This window comes from Pumilibacter intestinalis (genome assembly GCF_943193005.1).
GTDB lineage: Bacteria > Bacillota > Clostridia > Christensenellales > Pumilibacteraceae > Pumilibacter > Pumilibacter intestinalis.
In genome coordinates this window covers 137,970-158,013 of the sequence record NZ_CALPCH010000003.1, presented here as the reverse complement: position 1 = coordinate 158,013, position 20,044 = coordinate 137,970, and the positions used below count along the sequence as shown (strand labels likewise).

19 protein-coding genes and 1 tRNA gene are annotated in these 20,044 nt (G+C 47.6%); 5 read left to right on the top strand and 15 right to left on the bottom strand.

What is annotated here, in order from left to right; translation table 11 throughout:
- Positions 1–117 precede the first annotated feature (117 nt).
- The 5 genes from NFR55_RS02510 to NFR55_RS02490 all read right to left on the bottom strand — a co-directional run bounded on the left by NFR55_RS02510 (position 118) and on the right by NFR55_RS02490 (position 4,989).
- On the bottom strand, positions 118–2,010 hold the full coding sequence (locus NFR55_RS02510; protein WP_251545904.1) for an NAD(+) synthase: 1,893 nt from the start codon (positions 2,008–2,010) through the stop codon (positions 118–120).
- 10 nt (positions 2,011–2,020) lie between these two features.
- On the bottom strand, positions 2,021–2,623 hold the full coding sequence (gene pdxT / locus NFR55_RS02505; RefSeq protein ID WP_251545902.1) for a pyridoxal 5'-phosphate synthase glutaminase subunit PdxT: 603 nt from the start codon (positions 2,621–2,623) through the stop codon (positions 2,021–2,023).
- Positions 2,624–2,721: 98 nt separating this feature from the next.
- A complete protein-coding gene (gene pdxS / locus NFR55_RS02500; RefSeq protein ID WP_251545900.1) occupies positions 2,722–3,612 on the bottom strand; it encodes a pyridoxal 5'-phosphate synthase lyase subunit PdxS in 891 nt (296 codons plus the stop codon).
- Between the two features lie 48 nt (positions 3,613–3,660).
- Positions 3,661–4,104, bottom strand: a complete 444-nt coding sequence (gene rplI, locus NFR55_RS02495) for a 50S ribosomal protein L9 (RefSeq protein ID WP_251545898.1) — start codon at positions 4,102–4,104, stop codon at positions 3,661–3,663.
- Between the two features lie 18 nt (positions 4,105–4,122).
- Complete coding sequence (locus tag NFR55_RS02490) at positions 4,123–4,989, bottom strand: hypothetical protein (protein WP_251545896.1); 867 nt, start codon at positions 4,987–4,989, stop codon at positions 4,123–4,125.
- 118 nt (positions 4,990–5,107) lie between these two features.
- On the opposite strand from NFR55_RS02490, the gene NFR55_RS02485 reads away from it, so the two are divergent.
- Positions 5,108–5,410, top strand: coding sequence for a DUF1540 domain-containing protein (locus NFR55_RS02485; protein WP_251545894.1), 303 nt, complete (start codon positions 5,108–5,110; stop codon positions 5,408–5,410).
- Between the two features lie 52 nt (positions 5,411–5,462).
- Here NFR55_RS02485 and NFR55_RS02480 read toward each other — a convergent pair whose 3' ends face one another.
- The 4 genes from NFR55_RS02480 to NFR55_RS02465 all read right to left on the bottom strand — a co-directional run bounded on the left by NFR55_RS02480 (position 5,463) and on the right by NFR55_RS02465 (position 10,073).
- On the bottom strand, positions 5,463–5,687 hold the full coding sequence (locus NFR55_RS02480; protein ID WP_251545892.1) for a hypothetical protein: 225 nt from the start codon (positions 5,685–5,687) through the stop codon (positions 5,463–5,465).
- A 271-nt stretch (positions 5,688–5,958) separates the two neighbouring features.
- Positions 5,959–6,843, bottom strand: coding sequence for a hypothetical protein (locus NFR55_RS02475; protein ID WP_251545890.1), 885 nt, complete (start codon positions 6,841–6,843; stop codon positions 5,959–5,961).
- The gene (locus tag NFR55_RS02470) at positions 6,843–8,726 is read right to left on the bottom strand and encodes a hypothetical protein (RefSeq protein ID WP_251545888.1); all 1,884 of its coding nucleotides are present in this window, start codon (positions 8,724–8,726) and stop codon (positions 6,843–6,845) included. The genes NFR55_RS02475 and NFR55_RS02470 overlap by 1 nt, the downstream gene beginning before the upstream one ends.
- A gap of 84 nt (positions 8,727–8,810) precedes the next feature.
- Positions 8,811–10,073 carry an ATP-binding protein gene (locus NFR55_RS02465; RefSeq protein ID WP_251545886.1) on the bottom strand — a complete coding sequence of 421 codons (1,263 nt, stop codon included), beginning with the start codon at positions 10,071–10,073 and terminating at the stop codon, positions 8,811–8,813.
- 229 nt (positions 10,074–10,302) lie between these two features.
- Here NFR55_RS02465 and NFR55_RS02460 point away from each other — a divergent pair, with 229 nt between their 5' ends.
- The 3 genes from NFR55_RS02460 to NFR55_RS02450 are packed head-to-tail and all read left to right on the top strand — an operon-like array spanning position 10,303 to position 12,785.
- Positions 10,303–10,839: an RNA polymerase sigma factor gene (locus tag NFR55_RS02460; RefSeq protein ID WP_338052311.1), complete on the top strand. Its 537-nt coding sequence runs from the start codon at positions 10,303–10,305 to the stop codon at positions 10,837–10,839.
- Between the two features lie 59 nt (positions 10,840–10,898).
- Positions 10,899–12,104: a hypothetical protein gene (locus NFR55_RS02455; RefSeq protein ID WP_251545884.1), complete on the top strand. Its 1,206-nt coding sequence runs from the start codon at positions 10,899–10,901 to the stop codon at positions 12,102–12,104.
- 15 nt (positions 12,105–12,119) lie between these two features.
- Positions 12,120–12,785 (top strand): hypothetical protein, encoded by a 666-nt coding sequence (locus tag NFR55_RS02450; protein WP_251545882.1) that lies wholly within the window; start codon positions 12,120–12,122, stop codon positions 12,783–12,785.
- A gap of 108 nt (positions 12,786–12,893) precedes the next feature.
- Here the strand turns inward: NFR55_RS02450 and NFR55_RS02445 are convergent.
- Positions 12,894–12,970 (bottom strand) — tRNA-Pro (locus NFR55_RS02445).
- Between the two features lie 189 nt (positions 12,971–13,159).
- Between NFR55_RS02445 and spo0A the strand changes: the two genes are divergently transcribed.
- Positions 13,160–13,936, top strand: a complete 777-nt coding sequence (spo0A, locus tag NFR55_RS02440) for a sporulation transcription factor Spo0A (protein ID WP_251545881.1) — start codon at positions 13,160–13,162, stop codon at positions 13,934–13,936.
- A 155-nt stretch (positions 13,937–14,091) separates the two neighbouring features.
- Here spo0A and NFR55_RS02435 read toward each other — a convergent pair whose 3' ends face one another.
- The 5 genes from NFR55_RS02435 to NFR55_RS02415 all read right to left on the bottom strand — a co-directional run bounded on the left by NFR55_RS02435 (position 14,092) and on the right by NFR55_RS02415 (position 20,024).
- Positions 14,092–15,747 carry a DUF4368 domain-containing protein gene (locus tag NFR55_RS02435; RefSeq protein WP_251545879.1) on the bottom strand — a complete coding sequence of 552 codons (1,656 nt, stop codon included), beginning with the start codon at positions 15,745–15,747 and terminating at the stop codon, positions 14,092–14,094.
- A 267-nt stretch (positions 15,748–16,014) separates the two neighbouring features.
- Complete coding sequence (locus tag NFR55_RS02430; RefSeq protein WP_251545878.1) at positions 16,015–16,293, bottom strand: hypothetical protein; 279 nt, start codon at positions 16,291–16,293, stop codon at positions 16,015–16,017.
- 121 nt (positions 16,294–16,414) lie between these two features.
- Positions 16,415–17,647, bottom strand: coding sequence for a relaxase MobL (locus NFR55_RS02425; protein ID WP_251545877.1), 1,233 nt, complete (start codon positions 17,645–17,647; stop codon positions 16,415–16,417).
- Between the two features lie 285 nt (positions 17,648–17,932).
- On the bottom strand, positions 17,933–18,643 hold the full coding sequence (locus tag NFR55_RS02420) for a DUF6291 domain-containing protein (protein ID WP_251545875.1): 711 nt from the start codon (positions 18,641–18,643) through the stop codon (positions 17,933–17,935).
- A 496-nt stretch (positions 18,644–19,139) separates the two neighbouring features.
- Positions 19,140–20,024 (bottom strand): LysR family transcriptional regulator, encoded by an 885-nt coding sequence (locus NFR55_RS02415; RefSeq protein WP_251545873.1) that lies wholly within the window; start codon positions 20,022–20,024, stop codon positions 19,140–19,142.
- Positions 20,025–20,044 lie beyond the last annotated feature (20 nt).

The following is a 20,044-nucleotide window of genomic DNA, read 5'->3' as shown; positions in this document are numbered from 1 at the left end:
CCCTCGCAATGACGGGTGTACCCGCATGGGATTGCCGCGTCGGGCTTTGCCCTCCTCGCAATGACAGGTGTAACCCGCATGGGATTGCCGCGTCGGGCTACGCCCTCCTCGCAATGACTATTCCCAACGCTCGCCCAACCACAACTCAACGCTCGCATCACTCGGCATCCTCCAATCGCCGCGCGGAGAGAGCGAGTATGTTGCCTTTACGCCGTCGGGACAGCACGACCGCTTGAATTGCGAGGCGAAAAACCGCCTGTAAAATTTGGCGAGAGGCTCGGCGTAATCCTCGGGCTTTCCTCCGAACGCCGCCGCCGCGTATAAAAGAGTCTTTTGCGGCGAGCCGCCCTCGAATACGGCATGATACAAAAAGAAATCGTTTAGTTCGAACGAGCCTATTATTTCCTCGGTTTTCTGCGCTATTTTCCCGTCTTTTGCGGGCAAAAGCTCGGGGCTTATTTCGGTGTTCAAAACGCCCGTGAGCGCGGTTCGGGTCTTGCCGCCTATGCGCTCCGCCTCGTATTTAACGAGGTATTTCACCAAGGTTTTAGGCACTGACGAGTTTACGCCGTACATGCTCATGTGGTCGCCGTTGTAGGTGCACCAGCCGAGCGCGGCTTCGCTCAAATCGCCCGTGCCTACGGCTATGCCGTTTTCGCCGTTGGCTATATCCATGAGTATCATTGTGCGCATTCTCGCCTGCGCGTTTTCATACGCCGCGTCGCGCACGTTTAAGTCGTGCCCTATATCTTTTAAGTGCGCCGTTACGCTCGATTTTATATCTATTATTCTGTAGTCGGCGCGGCTCTCCTTTGCGAGCAACAGCGCGTTTGCCGCCGTTTCGTCACTCGTGCCGAAACCGGGCATGGATACGGCTATAAGGTCTTTGCGCTGTTTGTTCAAGCCGTCGAAAGCGCGAAGGCACACCAAAAGCGCAAGCGCGCTGTCGAGCCCGCCCGAAACGCCGAGCACCGCCTTTTTCGCGCCCGTGTGCTTGAGCCTTTTCATCAGCCCCTCGGCTTGAATGCGCAGTATAAGTTCGGCTTGCTCCTCGTCGCCACATTCGGGCACAAAGGGCAGGCGGCTCACGTATCTGCGCAAATCGGCTTTTTTATCGCCGCCGTTATTTTTGCCGTTTTCGCTCTCTTCGCAAATCACGCAAACCCCGCCGTTTTCACTCTCTCCGCCAAACACGTTGTTGCGCATTCGGGAGAAAGCAAGTTTTTCGGTATCAATATCGGCAACGGTGAAAGGCTTGTTTTCAAACGGCTTGTTTTCGGCTATGATTTCGCCCTCTTCGGCTATAATCGAGTGACCCGAAAACACAAGGTCGGTACTGCTCTCGCCCCTGCCCGCGTCGGCGTATATATACGCGCCCGCAAAACGGAGCGACCTGCTCTTTACGAGCGTGCGGCGTTTTTTTGCCTTGCCCGCGGTTTCGCTGCTCGCCGAAAGATTTACGGTTACGAGCGCGGCGGAATTGCTCGGCGCACGTTGCGCCCACAAGTCCTCGCATATTTCCGCGCCCACGCTCACCCCGCGCAAATTTACGGTAAACGAGCCGAACGGCACGTTTTCGCCCGCAACCATAACCGTGCCGCAAGCGTTTTTACCCGAAGAAAAATATCTCAATTCGTTGAATTCGCCGTACTCGGGCAAATGAATTTTGGGCGTAACGCCTATCACCTTGCCGCCGAACGCCGCCGCGGCGCAGTTATACAGCTTGCCGCCCGCTCTTACGGGAAGCCCCGTATAAACCAAAATATTGCGGTTTTTCGTGCTCTCGGCTATGAGTTTAAGCGCGGATTGCGCACCGTCGAGCAGAGTTTTTTGTAAAAACAAATCGCCGCAAGTGTAAGCGGTAATGCAAAGCTCGGGAAAAACGAGCAGTTCCACTCCCTCGGCGGCGGCTTTTTTTATTATATCGATTATTGCGGCGGCGTTGCCGCGGGTATCGGCAACCTTAAGTTCGGGATTTGCCGCGGCTACCCGCAAAAATCCGTTGTTCATTCGCTCCTCCTCATGCGCGGGACGCGCGTTCGCCGCACATTTTCGCAAAATATTCATGTACGGCGGATTGCTCGGTAAGCTCGGGGTGAAAACTCGTAACGAGCATGTTGTTTTGCCGCGCGGCAATAACGTGACCGTCCAACTCGGCTACGACTCGGGCATTACCGAAAGTCTTTTCTATCCAGGGTGCGCGAATGAACACGAGCTCGAGCGGGTCGGCGGAAAATTCGGTTATTACGGACTCGCACTCGAAACTGTCGAGTTGCCTGCCGTAGGCGTTGCGGCGCACGCGGATATCCATTACTCCGAGATGGGGCTGTTCGCCCTCTATCTCTTTTGCGAGCAGGATAAGACCCGCGCAAGTGCCGAACACCGCAAGTCCGTTTTGTATTTTTTCCCTGAGCGGCTCGAATATACCGAACAGCTTGAGCAATTTGCCCAAAGTGGTGCTCTCTCCGCCAGGAAGTATTATGCCGTTTATGCCCTCGAGGTGCTCGGGTTTGAGCACCCGCACCGTTTTTACGCCTATATTCTCGAGCGCACGCTCATGCTCTGTCACCGAGCCTTGCAACGCGAGTATACCTATTGTAACGTTATTTTTGTTTTTGCTCATGTTCGAAATTTGTCAAGTCGGGTTTTTATTTCTCATGCAGGGGATTGCTTCGTCGTCCTGCGGACTCCTCGCAATGACACGGCAACCCGCCGCCCCTTTTACCAACCGCGAGTTGCGAGCTTTTCTTCTTCCTTAAGCGTGGAAAGTTCAATACCGCGCATGGGTGCGCCGAGGTCCTCGCTCACCTCCGCAACGAGTTTTGCGTCTTCGTAATGCGCCGTGGCGAGCACTATGGCGCGAGCCGTCTTGCGGGGATTGCTCGACTTGAAAATACCGCTTCCCACAAACACGCCTTCCGCGCCGAGCGTCATCATGAGCGCGGCGTCGGCGGGCGTTGCCACTCCGCCCGCGGCAAAGTTTACTACGGGCAGTTTTTTGTTTTCGGCAACGAATTTAACCAAATCGTAGGGAGCGCATATATCTTTCGCGTAGGTCATAAGCTCTTCGGAGGGCTTGTTGGAAAGCAATCTGATTTCGCTCATCATTTGGCGCATGTGGCGAACGGCTTCCACCACGTTGCCCGTACCAGCCTCGCCTTTGGTGCGTATCATAGACGCGCCCTCGCCTATTCTGCGGAGAGCTTCGCCGAGATTGCGCGCGCCGCACACGAACGGAACCTTAAAGTCCCACTTGTTGATGTGGTAAGCGTCGTCGGCGGGCGTGAGCACCTCCGACTCGTCTATATAGTCTATTCCCAAAGCCTCGAGCACGCGGGCTTCCACAATATGCCCTATTCTCGCCTTTGCCATTACGGGAATTGTAACCGCTTTTTGTATGCCCTTAATCATCTTGGGGTCGCTCATGCGAGCCACGCCGCCGTCGCGCCTGATATCGGCGGGAACGCGCTCGAGCGCCATAACCGCAACCGCGCCCGCTTCCTGCGCTATTTCCGCCTCCTCGGGAGTGGTTACGTCCATTATTACGCCGCCCTTGAGCATTTGGGCAAGGTTTTTATTGAGCTTGAGTTGGTCCTGTTTCTTTTCTGCCATGGTTTTCTATTGTTTCTCCTGTTACAAAGTTTTTTTGTTTTTTTATCCCTATAACCCTTCCACCACAACGGTTAATTTCGCCGAAATTTCGGCGTAGCATTTCACCGTAACGGTATAACGCCCGAGCGACTTTATGGGCTCGGCAATCACGATTTTTTTCTTGTCTACCTCGTAGCCCTTTTTGGCGAGAGCGTCCGAAATGTTTTGCGTGTTGAGCGCACCGAACAGTTTGCCGTTTTCGCCCACCTTTATTTTAACGGCGATACTCTCTTTGTCGAGCTTAGCCTTGAGTTCCTGCGCCGCGGCTTTCTCCACAGCCTTGCGGTGCTCGGCGGCTTCTGCGGAAATGCGCGCGCTGTTCACCGCCGCCGCGTTGGCTTCCGCCGCCAAACCGTTCTTAAAGAGAAAGTTGCGGGCGTATCCGTCCGATACGTTGATGATTTCGCCCTTTTTTCCCTGACCTTTCACGTCCGCTTTAAGTATAACTTTCATATGATTTCTTCTCCTTTTTTAACTGAGTGCCCAGTCCAACAGCTTTCTCACGTTTATTACGCAGTCGGCGAGTCCTATAAAGCCCAAAATCGTAAGACCGTAGTCCCAAAACACAGCCGCCGCCGCGATTATCAGCCAAAACCCGATTATCGCCGCGATTTTGGGTTTGCCGCGCACCCGCGCAAGCGAGTGATACAGCAGAGTTACGCCGCACAGCGCGGTGGGGAGCGTAACCATTACGTTCATAACGGTGAGCGTAACGGGTTTCATAGGCTCGTAAAACGACAACAGCGCAAACGCGAGCGCGGGAACAACCGCCGCCGCGAGATAGTTGCGCGAAAGTCGCATATCGGCAATGCGCGGCTCGTCTTTGTAAGCTCCGAGCAGGTGCGCCGCGGCAATACCGCCCGCGCAACCCGCGCCGCCCGTGAACGCGCCGAAGCCCGTTACATACCACAAAACGCCTTCTTCTATCTGCTCCTCGGTTATGCGCAGAGCCGTCGTTACCGTATAAGAAAGCGGCGAACCTTGCACTGCCGACCAAACGCACGCAACGCCCAACGCGCCCGCAAGTCCCGCCGCCGCGCAAAGAGCGATTTCCGCCCATAAGCCGAGTTTGCTCCTAAACGCGCGAACCGCGGCTATAAGCGCAAGCATAGTTGCCGCCGCCGCAAACAGCGCTTTGCCGTAAGGCGCGAAGAACGCCGAGCACGCGAATGCCGCGGCAACCGCCGCAAGCGGGAACGCGCCGCCGTAAACGCCGAGCATGTAAGCAATAACGCACGCGGCGGGCACTGCGGCAACGCAACAAACGGGCGATACCGCGCAAACGGCAACCAAAGCCGCAACCAACGGGCACGCGAGCGCAAACACGGTTTTCTTCACACGATTATTTTATATCAATCGGCGGCGAATGTCAAGAAGTATATCGTATCAACGCATATCTTGCGCCGATTTCGGCAACACTAAACGGGTAAATAAATTTATAAGGAGAAAACCCAAAGTGAAAGACATTAAATGCGGCTTGAAAGAATGCAAATTCAACAAAGGCTATTGCTGCTGCGCAAAGAGCATAGACGTGAGCACAAACACCGACTGCCTTACCTATTCGCCCGACGAAAAGAAACGCAATTCCATGTTTGAAGCGGCGGCGGACTTCATACCCGCAAACTACAGCGTAGACACCTCGGTTGCGTGCAACGCGAAATGTATTTTCAACAAAGACAACCGCTGTGTGTCAAACGGCATCACCGTTATGAACCAAGGCGCGCACGAGGTTGTTTGCCTAACCTACGTTAAAGACTGAATACGCCGACCAAACCGAAAAACGCCGCTTGCTGATGCGGCGTTTTTTGCTGTTAAAGATTTTTGAGTTCCTCGTTGAGCTTTTGAAGATTTTCGCGCTCTACGTCTATAAGCTCGGCATACGTGCGGAAATATTCTATATCTTTATCGCTCGGCTTGGCTTGCGAAATTATGGCTTCTATTATAGCCACTTGGCTTCTGCCGAGTTTGCGCTCGAGCTGTTCAATCTCCTCGCGGCTTTGCGCTATGGCTTTTTTAAGTTCGCCTTTTTTAGACATTGTTCCTTTCTCCTTTTTTTGTGTTTATGTTAATTGTCATTGCGAGGGTGCTTGCACCCTCGGCAATCCCATACGTTTATATTCTTTGTCATTGCGAGGGCACGCAGTGCCCGCGGCAATCCCCTGCATGGTACAAGTACAGTTACTGTCATTTCCTCATGTATGGGATTGCTTCGCTCGTTTCACTCGCTCGCAATGACACGTAACCGAAACGGTCGCTCGCAATGACATGTAACCGAAACGGTCGCTCGCAATGACAGGGGTTACAAAACTATTCCGCCTCGCCCATGAGGACTACGCGTACCGAGCCGTGCGCAATGAGTTCGTCGCGCGTGCGCTCGGATAAGTCGTATCTGCCCTTTTGCGTAGCGTTCTTCTCAAGCGAGAACTTTTGCGCAACAAACGCAAGCAACTGCCGCACGTCGTCGGCGTTGTCGGCGTTTTTAACGCGCACCAACAGCGGCGTTTTGGCAAAACTCTTTTTGTCCGACTTGTCTTCTATATCGAACTTGCCGCCCGCGTACTCTTTGGGGTCGAGTGCGAGAGCCACTCCCAAACGCTTGCCCATAAAACTTATCTTCGCCGCAAGCTCCTTGTTTGCAAACACCCTGCGGCACCCGAAATCTTCTTCTATAACCGCGCCCGAGTAAGACTTTATTTCGTCCATAATGGCGGCGTACTGCGCCTTTGTGTCGTCGTCCGAAAATCTGAGTTTCGCGTCGAACCCGAGCGAGTAGCGCACAAAGTAACGCTTGTTGTCGAACACTTTGGCTTTGAGTCCCATTTTCGCACGCGCACGCGCCGACATTTCGCCCACCGCAAGCTCCACGGTGTTGGGCGGCTGAACTCCCGCCGCTATTTCGCCGTAGCTCTCCGGCTCGGCCGTTTCGTCGTCATCGTCGCCGAACATGGCAAAGTCTATCCAGTTCTGCGGCGCGGCCTCTCCGCCCGAATTGAGATACGCGAGCTTGTCGAGCAACGCCTCGCGCTTGTTCTTAAGGTCTTCGTTGTGCATGGCGCGTTCGGCGTTGAGCCGCCACATAACTCCGAAAAGCACGTTTACGCCTATTGCCATCAGTACGAGAACGGCAAGCACTATAATAAATGCGAGCTGACCTGCGGTGAATATCATAGAAAGAGTCAATCCCGTTTTCATTATTCGTTCCCTCCCTCGTTGTTCGGCTCGCCGTCGGCGTTATTTTCATTTAACTCCTCGGGTTCGCGCCGTTGCCTTTCGCCTATCTCGGCAAACACCGTCATGCGTTGGCGATGACTTATAAACTGCATCACCGCTACGGCGGCGCACGCGAGTATGAGCGCGGCGAGCACGCACACCGTTACCGCAAACGCAACGTCGGCGGTGTCTATGTGCCAACCGAACGTAATCGCGTCGGTACTGCCGTTGTCCCATACGTAGTTTTTCTTGTCTTTAAGTTCCACGGTTACAACCGTTGTGCCCGCGTCGTCGCGCACGTTGCCCGTTATGGTCATGTAGCGGTCGTCGAACCCTGCGGGATTGTAGGTTTGGTCAGAGCCGTTTATGGTAAAGTCGGTGCGGTCGTCGGTGGGGCGAGTAAGAACTTTGGGGTTAACCGTCCACTTGAGCGTTACGCTCTCCGCATTGTCCGCCCACTCGCAGTTTTCGTTGGTTATGGTAATCGTTGCCGTGTAAGTGCCCGCGTCCGTCGCGTAAAGCACGCCGTCTTGCCACCTAATGCCCGTAAACGAAATATCCATAAACCGCGAGTCGAACCCGTTTATTATCATGGAAAGTTCGCCGCCCGAGTAGGTGTCGTTCACTCCCGCTATGAGCGTGAGCACGGGGTGCGCGTACCGAGTTTTATGCACCTCGAACGGATATCCGTTAATACCATCGCTGTGCAAATACTCTATGCCCTTATGATTTTTTATTTCATTTTCCTGTATTTCCGCCTCGAGCCTGTATTCGCCCGCGACAAGTCCGTTGAGTTTTTCGGCTACCTCGTTCGTGTACGCGCCGTTTTCAAGCAAAAAATCGGTAAGCACGTCGTCGAACTCTTCGAATCCGCCTTGTTCGTTTTTCCTCGTCACGGTGTATTGCGTTTTCTCCGCACCCTCCGTGGCGTTTACCGCTATCTTGTTTTTGTCGGCGGCAAACGCGCCGTAGTCCCAAGAACTCAGCGATACGCCTAATTTGTTGCCCGCTCTTTTAATCTCGAACCTTACGGTAAACTCGCCCTTGTAGTTACCCGTACCCTTAACGGTTACTGGCACTTGACTGCCCGCGTCGAGGTTGTTGCGGTTGCCGTAATCGAAAGTTACGGTTTCGTCTTCCGTGTAAGTCGCGCTTGCGCCCGTCCCGCTTTTCTTCTCTATTTTAACGGTGGGAGTGCTCTGCCCGTAAATAATAGTAGCATTTACAGGCTCGGCTCTATAAAAGTTTTTGTTATCGTCGGTATCAACGCCGTTCAAATCTATCTGTTCTATATTGAAAGATACCTCTAAAGGCGCGTACGGCTTGCCCGTTTTTTCGAGCTCAACCGCTTGTTCTTGCGGCAACGTAAAAGTCATGGTGTATTTGCCGCTCTGCGCTTCGCCGTTAACAGCATAAAGTGAAGCCATCTCGGTTGCCCAAGTTACCTCTTCGCCTTTGCCGTGATACCCGTCGGCGGGCGAATGGCTGTCCGTCCCTTTGTCTATGTAAATTCCCGTATTGTCCACCCAGTAAAATTTAATGAGCGGTTCGGTTCTCACGTTTGAAACAATATCGATACGCAAATACACGGTTGTAACGCCCTCAACGTTACTCACAACCTTAGGCACCGCTATTTCGCGGCCCTCCGCGCTCCCGAAAACGATTTTTTCACCGTCCGCATGCGGTATATACGAGTCAGTGCCGTCGCCGACAACGAAAACCGCATATTCCGTGGCGTTTTCATCGCCCTCGGCAAACGCGGAAATCGTTCCCCCTCTCGCAAAACAAAACATTCCCGTAGCCAAAGCCACGGCAAGTATTGCGGTAATAAGGATAGCCCCGATTTTTCTTTTGGTTTTTACCATATTTCCACTCCTCTATATGGTGTGTTTAGAGTTTTACAATATATAATCCCTTTTATCACATTATATCAAACCGCGCAAAATAAGTCAAGAGCTTAATTCTTTTCCCAAAAGAAAATCGAGCGCGTTTACCGTTGTAATGCCGTCGTGGTCTTTAACGTAAAAATCGTCGAGCGTGATTATAAATTTGGAATAGTTGTCTTTCACCTCGTAAAAAGGGCGCAACTCCTGTTTCAGCTTGTCTTCGGGCATAACGGTAACCGCAACTTGAACGTACTTTATTCCGTCGCTCCCGTCCTTTATTACAAAGTCCACCTCTTTTTCGGCAACCTTGCCCGTTGCGATTTTGTATCTGCGCCGTTTCAATTCCAGAAATACGAGATTTTCGAGTATCTGCGAAAGTTCGAGCGTTTTGTTGTTGAGTATATAATACTTAAATCCGAAATCGGTAATGTAGTATTTGTTAATCATTTTCAAATACTCTTTGCCCGTCACGTCGTAGCGGTCGGCTTTATACACAAAGAAACAGTCTTGAAGCGTTTCGAAATATTTCGCCACGGTGTTATACGCCACTTTTGTGCCGTTGGAATTGAGAGTGTCGGTAATGCGTTTTACCGACGTTAAGCACCCTATGTTATACACGAGATAACTCAATATGTTTTCCACAAGCTGTTTGCTTGCCGCGGAATTTCTCAACAAAACGTCTTTTTCCAAAACGGTTTTATATACGCTCTCGGTATATTCGCGCTGTTCGGCGCTGCCGTTATCGAACATAAAAATTCCGGGAAGCGCGCCGAACGTGATATAATCCATAAACAGCTCGCGCTTGTCTTTGCCGCCTTTGCCGAAATGCCCGTAATACTCTTTGAACGACAGCGGCAACACGTTTATTTCCACGTATCGCCCCGTAAGCAACGTGGCTATTTCCGACGATAAAAACTTTGCGTTAGAACCCGTTATATATAGGTCGACGCCATCTTTCACAAACAAACTGTCTACCGCTTCCTCAAATCCGTCCACCCTCTGCACCTCGTCGAGAAAAACGTACAGTTTGTTGCTTGAATCGTATTTTTGCATTATATAATTGTAAAGAACGGTCCTGTCGCGCAAAGTTTCGTTTTCAAGCTCTTCGAAATTTATCTTTACAATTCGCTCTACGCCCACGCCGCTTTTTATTAGCCTGTTTATATATAAATCGAAAATAGTGGATTTGCCCGCCCTGCGCAAACCCGTTATAACTTTTATAACTTTTTTGTCGCGGTACTTTTCGAGCCAATCCAAATAATCGTTGCGTTCTATAAGCTCCATTATATCGCCTCCGTTACCATTATACAAAACTAATACCGCCATGTCAATATCAAAATGAAAACTTTCCCAAAAAAGCAAAAAGTTTTCATTTTTATTGTTTGTTTTCGATTATTTATGATTATTTATGATAATTTATAATAGTTTTTTTCTTTTTTTGATAATTTTCGATAATCGCCGATAAAAAGATTGACTTTGCAGCCAAAATTTGGTATATTTGTTGTCTTGCCGAGCGTATATACTGCGCGGCAAAATGAGGTTATAACGGATTATTATGAGCGATACGGAAAATTTGGACGCGGAGGCTATGCTTCGCGCAATCCAAAACAATGACAACGCCGCTTATACGTACTTTGTGAATAAGTACTCTAAAAAGTCCCTCAATTTTGCTAACAATATTCTACATAATATTACAAATGCCGAGGATGCGGTTGGCGAAATGCTGGAAGCGTTGGTTGAGCACAGCCGCTCAATCCGCAGCGGAAGCGCCTTGGTATCGTGGATGTATACAACTTTGCGCAATCGCGCGTATAACATGCAAAAGCAACTCAAGCGTTGCCCCGCCGTTTCCTCGGATAAACTGGAACGATTGATAAACAAATCGGGAGTTTCAACGGATAACATGGCTGAAATGATGCACATACGCGACTGTTTGGCAAAACTCAGACCCGACGAACAACGGGTTCTTTTTATGCGCTTGAACAACGCTTCTTGGCGCGAAATGTGCGGCGTAATATTGCCTACGCCGTCTAAAAACCGCACTTTATACAAAAATTCGATAAAAAAGTTCAAGAAATTTTATAAATCTTAGCAAAAACGCGCCTTTGGATTGTCTTAATATATACCAACTCACAAAAGGAAACAATTCAAATGCAAACCAAATCCCACAGGCGACGGCAACTGTCTGCGCTTGCCGTTTGTCTCGGTTTGATTGCCGCGCTTTTGTTGCCCGCCGCCGTTGCGGCGCGTGCGCTCAGTCAACCCAACCAAGACCCCGCAGACTACCTGACTCAAACGCTTGCCGCGTTCGGCGAAAAGCCCGACGGCGAGTATAATAGGCGAAACGTATACGCTTACGACCTGTCGCCGAGCGGCTACGAATACACCTTCACCGTAAACGGCGAGCCCGCTTACGCGCTAATGACCTATTTCACAACTCCCAACGGCGACCTCTACCACGATATTACCGAAATGTTTTTCAACACCCCGTCGCCCTTCGCGCAGGCAAAAGGCTTGCCCGTATATATAGATAAGTTCGTGTATTTCTATTATTTCAACGATACGTACACCGACCTTACCGACAACTCCGTAGCCGAATACTCCGCTTTGGCAATCGCCGCCGAACAGTCGGATATCTACGGCGAATATTCCGACGGAGGGACAAGCTCAACCGATATAATATCTTACGCTTACCGCAGTAAAGACTCTTACGAATTCGAATACGGACTCCCCGGTTATTACACTTCAACTCATGTAAATACATGTGCCAACATAGCGGGCGGCAACGTGCTCGGGTATTACGATATTTTTTATCCCAATCTTATCCCCGATTACGAAACAATCTTCGAAATCAACGGCAAAATAAAATATCGCATACAGGACTCTATAATAACATCCATTATTAGCAACGATTTATATAAATACATGCTAACGGCGGAGCAAAACGGCACTACATTCGAAAACTTTAAGAGCGGACTCAAAAAATATATAAACCAACAAGGTTACAACGCAGAATATTACGAAACCGTAGAAAATCACAAACTCGATATCGGTGCTTATCTAACCGAAATATATACGGGTCGCCCCGTTGTGGTGTTTATGTCGGGTTACAACATGACAAACGGACCGTTGGCAAACGACGAATACGATAGATTGAATATAGCTTATTACAAAACAAATCATGCAATGGCGGCAAGCGGCTTTATGGAAATAGAATATTACAACAGCAACAATATAATGTTCCGCAAAGACTCTTACTTAAGCGTTTGCACGGGAAACACATGGATAAAACGCGGCTATATGCGATTGAACGATAACGAAACGTTCAATCACGCAATAGGAATAGAAATATATTAAAAAGAGGATACATATATGAACAAAGATGAAAAATTCGTAATGGAAAAACTGCGGCTTTACAACGAAACGCTCGAAGAAGAAATCGAGGTTTCGGAAGAGTTCAAAAACAGGCTCTCTCAAATAAAGCTCGAACCCGCGCCGAAGCCTGCCGAGCAAAAAACGAAAACAAAGAAAATCGCTTTCTTTTCCGTAGTTTCCACCGTAGCCGCGGCATTGATAGTTACGTTATGTTTGGTTTTTATTCCCGGCAAATCGTCCGACCCTATAAAATATAATGACGAAAACCTTGAAAATACCATCATTTCATATTCTGAATTTACCGCAACGCATAAAGTATTGTTACCTCAAACCGATTTGAGCAATACCGAGTTTGACGTATACCATGACAAAAATTCAAAAAAACTTGTTTATAGCTCTTATACAACTTTTTTAGATGAAAATCTTTTAGAGGTTTCTATTGTTTTCGTAAATAATTATACGCTTGCTAACAGTGAAGATTTCGAAAATCTCGATAAAACAGGCTCAAACGATTTAATTTCTTATTCGTACAGCGTAACGCCTGACAAAAACATAGCTTACGCAAAGTTCGAGCACGGCGGCTATAAGTATTTCTTAACGTTCACCTCGAAAAACCCCGAAGATATAACCGAGGTGCTCGGCGGACTTAAGTTAAACAAGTAAATATAAAATTGTAAACAAAACATAAAAATCGGCGTGATTGCGCCGAATTCGGGGCTATTACAAAAGCCCCGATAACTTTCTTATTGCCTCGGGGCTTTTTGCTCTCTGTGGTCGAAGTGGCGAGACTTGAACTCGCGGCCTCTTGGTCCCTAACCAAGCGCGCTACCAAACTGCGCTACACCTCGCTACGATGCTAAAGTATTATACTATAAAGGGGCGCAATTGTCAAGAGATTTAAGCAAATTTCGCATTTGACAAAACAACTCATTTATCGCATTATTCCGCAATTGTTCGACACGCTCATCGTTTGGCAACGGTTGCTTAAAAGTTGTATAATGCTATCGGAAAATAAATTAAAAGGACAAAATGTTAACATGAAAACACGAATTATGTTGGTTGATGACAACGAAGAACTCCTTGCAAGCCTTAAAGAATTCTTTGCGGCTGATAACGACTGCGAAATAGCGGCTGTTGCCAAAACGGGCGAAGCGGCGATTGAAACTTTCGGCAAAGTTCGCCCTAACGTGCTCGTGCTCGACCTCGTTATGCCCGGCATAGACGGTTTCGAGGTTTTGGAGCGCATTGAAAAAGCCGACTCCAAAATTCTCATACTGAGCGCGCTCAGTCAAGACGCGTTTATATCCAAAGCAATGAACCTCGGCGCGGACTACTACATGCTCAAGCCCGCGAGCGCGGAAAACCTGAGAAAGCGCATAATGGAACTCATTTCGCCCGCGCCCGTTTCGGTATCCGCGCCTGCAGATGAACGCACCGCCGCACGCGCCGCCGCCAAACCCAAGAACCGCTCGCTCGAAGAAAAGATAAGCAACATTTTCATCACGGTAGGCATACCCGCGCACATAAAGGGTTATCAATTTTTGCGCGAAGCAATCAAGCTCGCGATAGACAATCCCGAAATTATAAACAGCATAACAAAGAAACTTTATCCCGAAGTTGCGGAAAAGTTCGACACAAGCCCCTCCAAAGTAGAACGCGCCATTCGTCACGCAATAGAGGTAGCATGGAACAGGGGCAAGATAGAAAACATAAACTCCCTTTTCGGCGTTAGAGTATACAACCGCAACGAAAAGCCCACCAACGGAGAATTTATCGCGCTCGTTGCCGACAAAATGCTCCTCGAATCGGTATAATTCCCCGCCCCGCCCCAAAAAACTATTATAAAATATTAAAAGTTATCAAAAATTATTATAAGCTATTGCTTCCTATTTGTTCCATAGGGATAATTTAGGTTGTTTTGGTAGATATATGGCGTAGCGCAAACGGCTACGCCACTCTCTACCCTTTTTTACTCGCTGTATGGAATTGCTCCCACGCAGTTATAAATTATCTCTACTGTTTGCCGACGTTTACCGTCTACTTTCTCTTTTTCGTGGACGATTATTTTTTCAATAAACGTCCGCACTATTTCGGGCGTAAGTTCGGTTATCTCGGTGTACTTTCTCACAAGCCGCAAGAATTTGTCCGTACCGTCGCTTTGCTCTTTTGCCGCTTCCAACTCTCGCCGAAGTACCTTTACCCTTTCCGTCAATTCGGCTTGCTCGTCCTCGTAGGATTGCGTCATTTTCTTAAACCGCTCATCGGATATTTTACCGTTTATGTTGTCCTCGTACACTCGCTGTATGATACTGTCTAATTCCTTTATGCGCCGTTCGCTCTCGTCAAACTCTTTCGCCTTTGCGGTTAAATCTCGTTTGGCTTCCTTGTTATAATTGCTTTGTAACAGTTCCGCAAATTCCTTTTCGTTCGTTTTCGCCATAGCAAGCACTCTTTGTAAGTCCGCAAGTACGATTTGTTCCACCGCGTCAAGCGTTATGGAATGCGACGTACAGCCTCTGTTTTTAGCCGTGCCTTTACGGTATGTTCCGCAAACAAAACGCGCTTTGTCATATTGCTTGTATTCCTTGCAACGGTTAAGATACATCTTCTTGCCGCAGTCGGCGCAAAACAGCAGTCCCGAAAATACGCTCATCTCGCCCAATCTCGCGGGTCTGCGTTTACTCTCGCGCAGTCGCTGTACCGTATCGAAAGTATCTTGGTCGATTATCGCTTCGTGCGTATTCTCGAACACTACCCAATCTTCTTTCGGACGGAATATGATTTGCTTGCTCTTGTACGATTTCTTGCTTGTGCGAAAGTTCACGGTATGTCCGAGATACAACGGGTTGGACAGTATTCCGATTACCGCTCGCGTACTCCATATTTCCGGCGTTTCAAACTTTTCCAAACTGTACTTTACGCCGATTTTGCTTTTCCATACTACGGGCGAATCTACGCCGCGCGCAGTCAATATCCGCGCTATCTGCGTCGGACCGTAACCTTGCAAACAAAGCGAATAAATTTCCCGTACCACGTTTGCACCGTACTCGTCCACAAGCAATTTGTCCTTATTCGTCGGGTCTTTGTAATACCCATACGGCGGGCAGTTGCATAGCGGCTTTCCCGAATTGCCTTTCGCCTTTAATACCGCGCGTACTTTCTTGCTCGTGTCCTTTGCGTACCACTCGTTGATGATGTTCCTAAACGGCGTAAAATCGCTGTCGTACTCATTGTTGTTGTCTACTCCGTCGTTCACGGCTATAAAGTGTACGTTTCTCTCTCCGAAAAAGATTTCCGTGTAGTAACCTACTTTCAGATAATCTCTACCGAAGCGCGACATATCTTTGACTATAACCGTAGTTACTTTGCCCGATTCTATATCTCTTATCATATTTTGAAAATCGGGGCGGTTGAAGTTCGTTCCGCCATATCCGTCATCCACATAGAATTGCGGATTAGGCATACCGTGTTCCTGCGCATATTTGCCGAGCATTTCTTTTTGGTGTACGATACTGTTGCTATCGCCGTTTTGGTCGTCGTCGCAACTCAACCTACTGTACAAGGCGGTTATTTCTTCACCTCCGTCGTTGTATTTGTTATAAGTTTCCGATTTTGCTACGTTCATAGATTTTCTCCTTCCGAACGCACCCTTTCGGACAAGTCCTGTAATAAAACTTTTTTCAGTTTCCCCGTTACCGTTTCTTTCGCGGCGCGGCTCTCGGTTGCTATTACCACATATTCCGTGCCGCCGTAGTTCTTTAAATAACTGATTTGTTTTTTCTCCAATACTACTTATTCGGACGGTAACTCGGAATTACTCCGCGTCCTTATAGCTTTGAATACTATGTTCTCTCTTCATCGCGTTTTCCTCCTTTTGCGAAAAGATTTAAAGTTATTCGGTTTTCTTTTTATCGACTTCCTCAAAACCGAAAAAGTCATCGTAACCGTCTTTGAGCTTTGCAAAGTCGGTGTCGTGTCGGGCTAACAATTCTTCATATCCCGCTTCGATTAGTTGTACCTTCGTGTAGCCGTATCTTTTCAAAAACTCGTTTATTCTCTCGGCTTTCTCTCTCGGTACGCTCGTTCCCCATACCATACACTTGGCTTTTCTTTCTTCTTTGTGCTTATCCTCGTAACGCTTGTCTTTTACCGCTCTGTCTTTCTTTTCCATAAACAAATCTCCGTAAATATTTTGCGTCGTATATATACGATTTAGTATATTTTAGCACAGTTAGATTTTAGAGTCAAGCGTTTACGGAATGTTAATACGACTTTGGCTTGTTTTTTACATATTATTTCCCCCAATCCCATTTGCTGTTTGTCGGCTTAGGTTGTTCCGTTTCCTGTGGACGATTTTCTTTTTCATACTCCGCTTGCATTTCTTCTTCTATTTCGCGTAAACGATTGCGGTAGTTCGTTGTTTCGGGCGAGAACAATTCCGCTACCGAGCCGAACAATCCGTCCATTATGCCGCGCACTTTTCTATGGGATATAGCAAGCCGCCGTTTTAGGTTTTTATCGTTCGTCTTGTACTTCCTGCGTGGATTTCTCTTATACGTTTCCCTTTGTATCTCACGCACCTTTTTGAGAACGATATTGCCGAGCCTACGCCTATAATCCCACTCCAATCGGTCTATGGTGTGTATTGTCTTTATGCATTGATGGTCAACGAAGTTCGGCACGGCTTCCATTTGCCGCTTTTCTATTTCCAATCGCTGTTTATAATAGTTGCCCATTATGCCCTTCAATGCTTGCTCTTTTTCTCGAAGTTCTTTCCTAAATGCGTGGTCGGCTTCGCGTGTTTTATCGTCCAAATCTATGAGCCACTCGGCTACCAAATCTATCTTCGGGCGATGTTCGGCAAGCCCCTTGCTTCCGTACCATAACGGCTTGTCCTTCGGTAATTCGTCGGCAAGTTCTTTCAGCCATCGGCGCAGTATATCGTTGAGATGTGCAACGTCATATTCGTTGCTCGTTCTCGTCAATTCGTCTATGACTTTCTTACGCTTCTTTGCAAGGTCGTCGTCGATGGTATAGGCGTTCAGCCTTTCCGTCATTTTGTCTATTGCCGACATTTGTATTTTGCCTTTCGCTCGATACTTATACCCTGCCGCTCGTTGATTCTTTACTCTCGGCTCTTTCTCCCAAAACATATAGTGTATATGCAAGTGTTCGGGACGGTCTAAATGCAATGCGCACAATAAGTCCATATTGTCGGGATTGAAGCCCGCGTCCTTAAAAAATTGCCCGAAGGTTTGCCTTATGAGTGCGATACACTTTTCGGGATCGTCTATTTGCTGTGAGTTCTCTTTGTTGAACGATATAAATCCGTGCCACAAATTCTTCTCGCCCGTTTGCGCTCGCCGCTTCATTTCCTTTACTTGCTCTTTTGTTAGCATTCCGTCTTGGTTGAATACGCCCGTACTCTTTTGCAAGTATTCGAGCATTGTGAATTTCTTCGCTTCCTCGCCGTATATCTTGCCTTCCGTAGTTATGTAATTGTAGATATTGTCTGCGCCGGACATATCGTAGAAAGCGCGTTGTTTCTCGTGCTTTGCCCTTTCCTCTGCCGTTGCATTTCTCGGTAACTTATACGGCGTATAAGCTATATCGAATATTACCGGTTGTGTTCCTATGTTTTGTTCCTCCTGTGGTCGTAATTTCTTTGCGGCGAACGCCGCGCGAAGGTGGGTATCCCACTTCGCAACCGCCGTTTACGGCGGGCGGTTTTCAGTCCTCAAACTGAAAACCCTTAGCCTGCTTCCTTTCTCGCGTTATTAGCTCCCTATTTGCTTCCGCTTTTGCTCCGTCTATACGTCTTTTACGATTTCCTTGTAGTGAGTTAAAAGCTGATACAAACTGTTACACCTTTTCCATTGCGGCTGTCTGTCCATACCGATGTCCAACCACGCCCAATCTATGCCGTTCAATAGGTGTTGCCGCGAAGCATACAAGTCGTTTTGCACGTTCGGGCGCATACTCATAAATTCTTCAAAAGACACGCCGCATTCCGTTTTCGTAGCCGTTTCCACTTGCTCGTCCGTTACCTTTATGCGCTCTTGCTTACCGCCTACCGAGCCTATTTTCTTTCGCGTTCTCGACAGTCCCAATTTCCGTTTGGCAAGCGCGAAGTATGCGTCCACGGGCGATTTCAATTTCCTTTCCGTGTCGTTGAACATATACTCGCAAATTGCCTTCACGTACTGTCCGCTCTCCGCTTCGGTCATCAGCTTGATTGCTTTGTAGTATGTATCCACGAACGTAAAGTGCCGCATTTTAGCATTGAGATTTTTCGGTTGTTTGCCGCTCAATTCGATTTGTTTATCTTCTTCCAACAAGTCCACTATGTTACTCCAAAAGAAGTTTTCTTTGTCGTCTTGCGGCTCGGTTACTTCGTCATCGGTAAACATATACTGACAAATATTCCGCACCATACGCCCTGCCGAAGAGTCGTCCGATTGCTTAATTAAATCCCAATACAAGTCGTAGAAAGTAAACTGCTTTAATTGTTTTTGTTCCATTGTTCCTCCATAAAGTTTTATTTGTTACAAGCATTTTAAGACCGCTTGCAAGTCTACTGTTAGCGCATAAGCACCACCTCCTCTACGGCATAATTAAATTTTGTCCTTCACTTACTAATACTAAATTTCGTCCCTATTGTAAGGGCATTTTAGAAAAATAATTTTTCCCTCTATAATAAAGCCATTAAAATCACCAAAGTTCACTGCCTGTTATTAAATTTCACCAAATTCTAATTTTTGCTACCCATATATAAGCCACGAAAATCACATTTTGGTTGGGTATCCTTACAAATTTTCCCTCCATAATAAAGCGCTTGAAAACACTAAAAGTTGATGGTCAATTGAAAATTTTATCTGATTTTAATATTCGGCGCACGAAAAAGGAAGTCAGTAAGTTCCGACTCCCTTTAACCGTTTATTAAGTTGTTTTCTGCCTATTTATCAGACAGATTAAACGCTTGAATAATTTCAATCAAAGTACATTCTTATTTCATCCTCATAAAAAAAGATTGATAAACGACTGCAACGCAAACGTCATATTTACGTTTTTCGGGAGTGCCATTCCTACCGAACGGACCGGCAAGGAAGGAATTACATTTAGCTCGAACAGCGAGCCTTCTTTTAGCCTATTCAATGCATACTCGCGTGGGATACAGCCTATGCCCATACCGTCGATAACGAGCTTTTTCATAAATCCCCAGCTGTTTACTTCAACCGCAGGCTTAAAATTAACGCCGTGACTCACTCCGTAGTTGTTTACTGATTCACGCGATACCGTATGTTCTTCCATAAGCAACAACGGATATTTTTGCAAATCTCTCACACTCAACTCTTTTCCTTTAAGTTCGGAAAACCGTTCACCGCCGATAAATATGTCGTTCAGAAACACTATCGACTTGTCTATAACAATATCTTCGTCGTCTGCAATCGGCAAGTTAACAAAACCGATATCACATTCATTCTTCTTCATAAGCGCAAAGATTTTAGGTGAAACATCGGATATAAGCTCGATTTTCACTTGCGAAAAAAGCTTGTTATATTCAACGATTTTCTCTGACAGAATGTATTGAAAAATTGTCTCCGAAGCACCTATGCGTATCGTGCCTGTCGCATTCTGTTTGAGTGCGGCAAGCTTTTGTTCCACTCCATAAAGCAACTTAATAGCTTGCTCTACATCATCGAATATGATTTTTCCGCCCTGAGCGGAAAGCTCCATTCCGTGATGCATACGATTGAATAACGGAGTATCAAGCAATTCTTCCAATCGTTTAATAGACTGAGATGCCGCAGGCTGTGAGATAAACAGTTCTTCCGCCGCCTTGCTCAGACTGCCGTATTTTGCCACAGTATAAAATAACTTATATAATTCGAAATCAATCATGCTCATATCATATCACATAA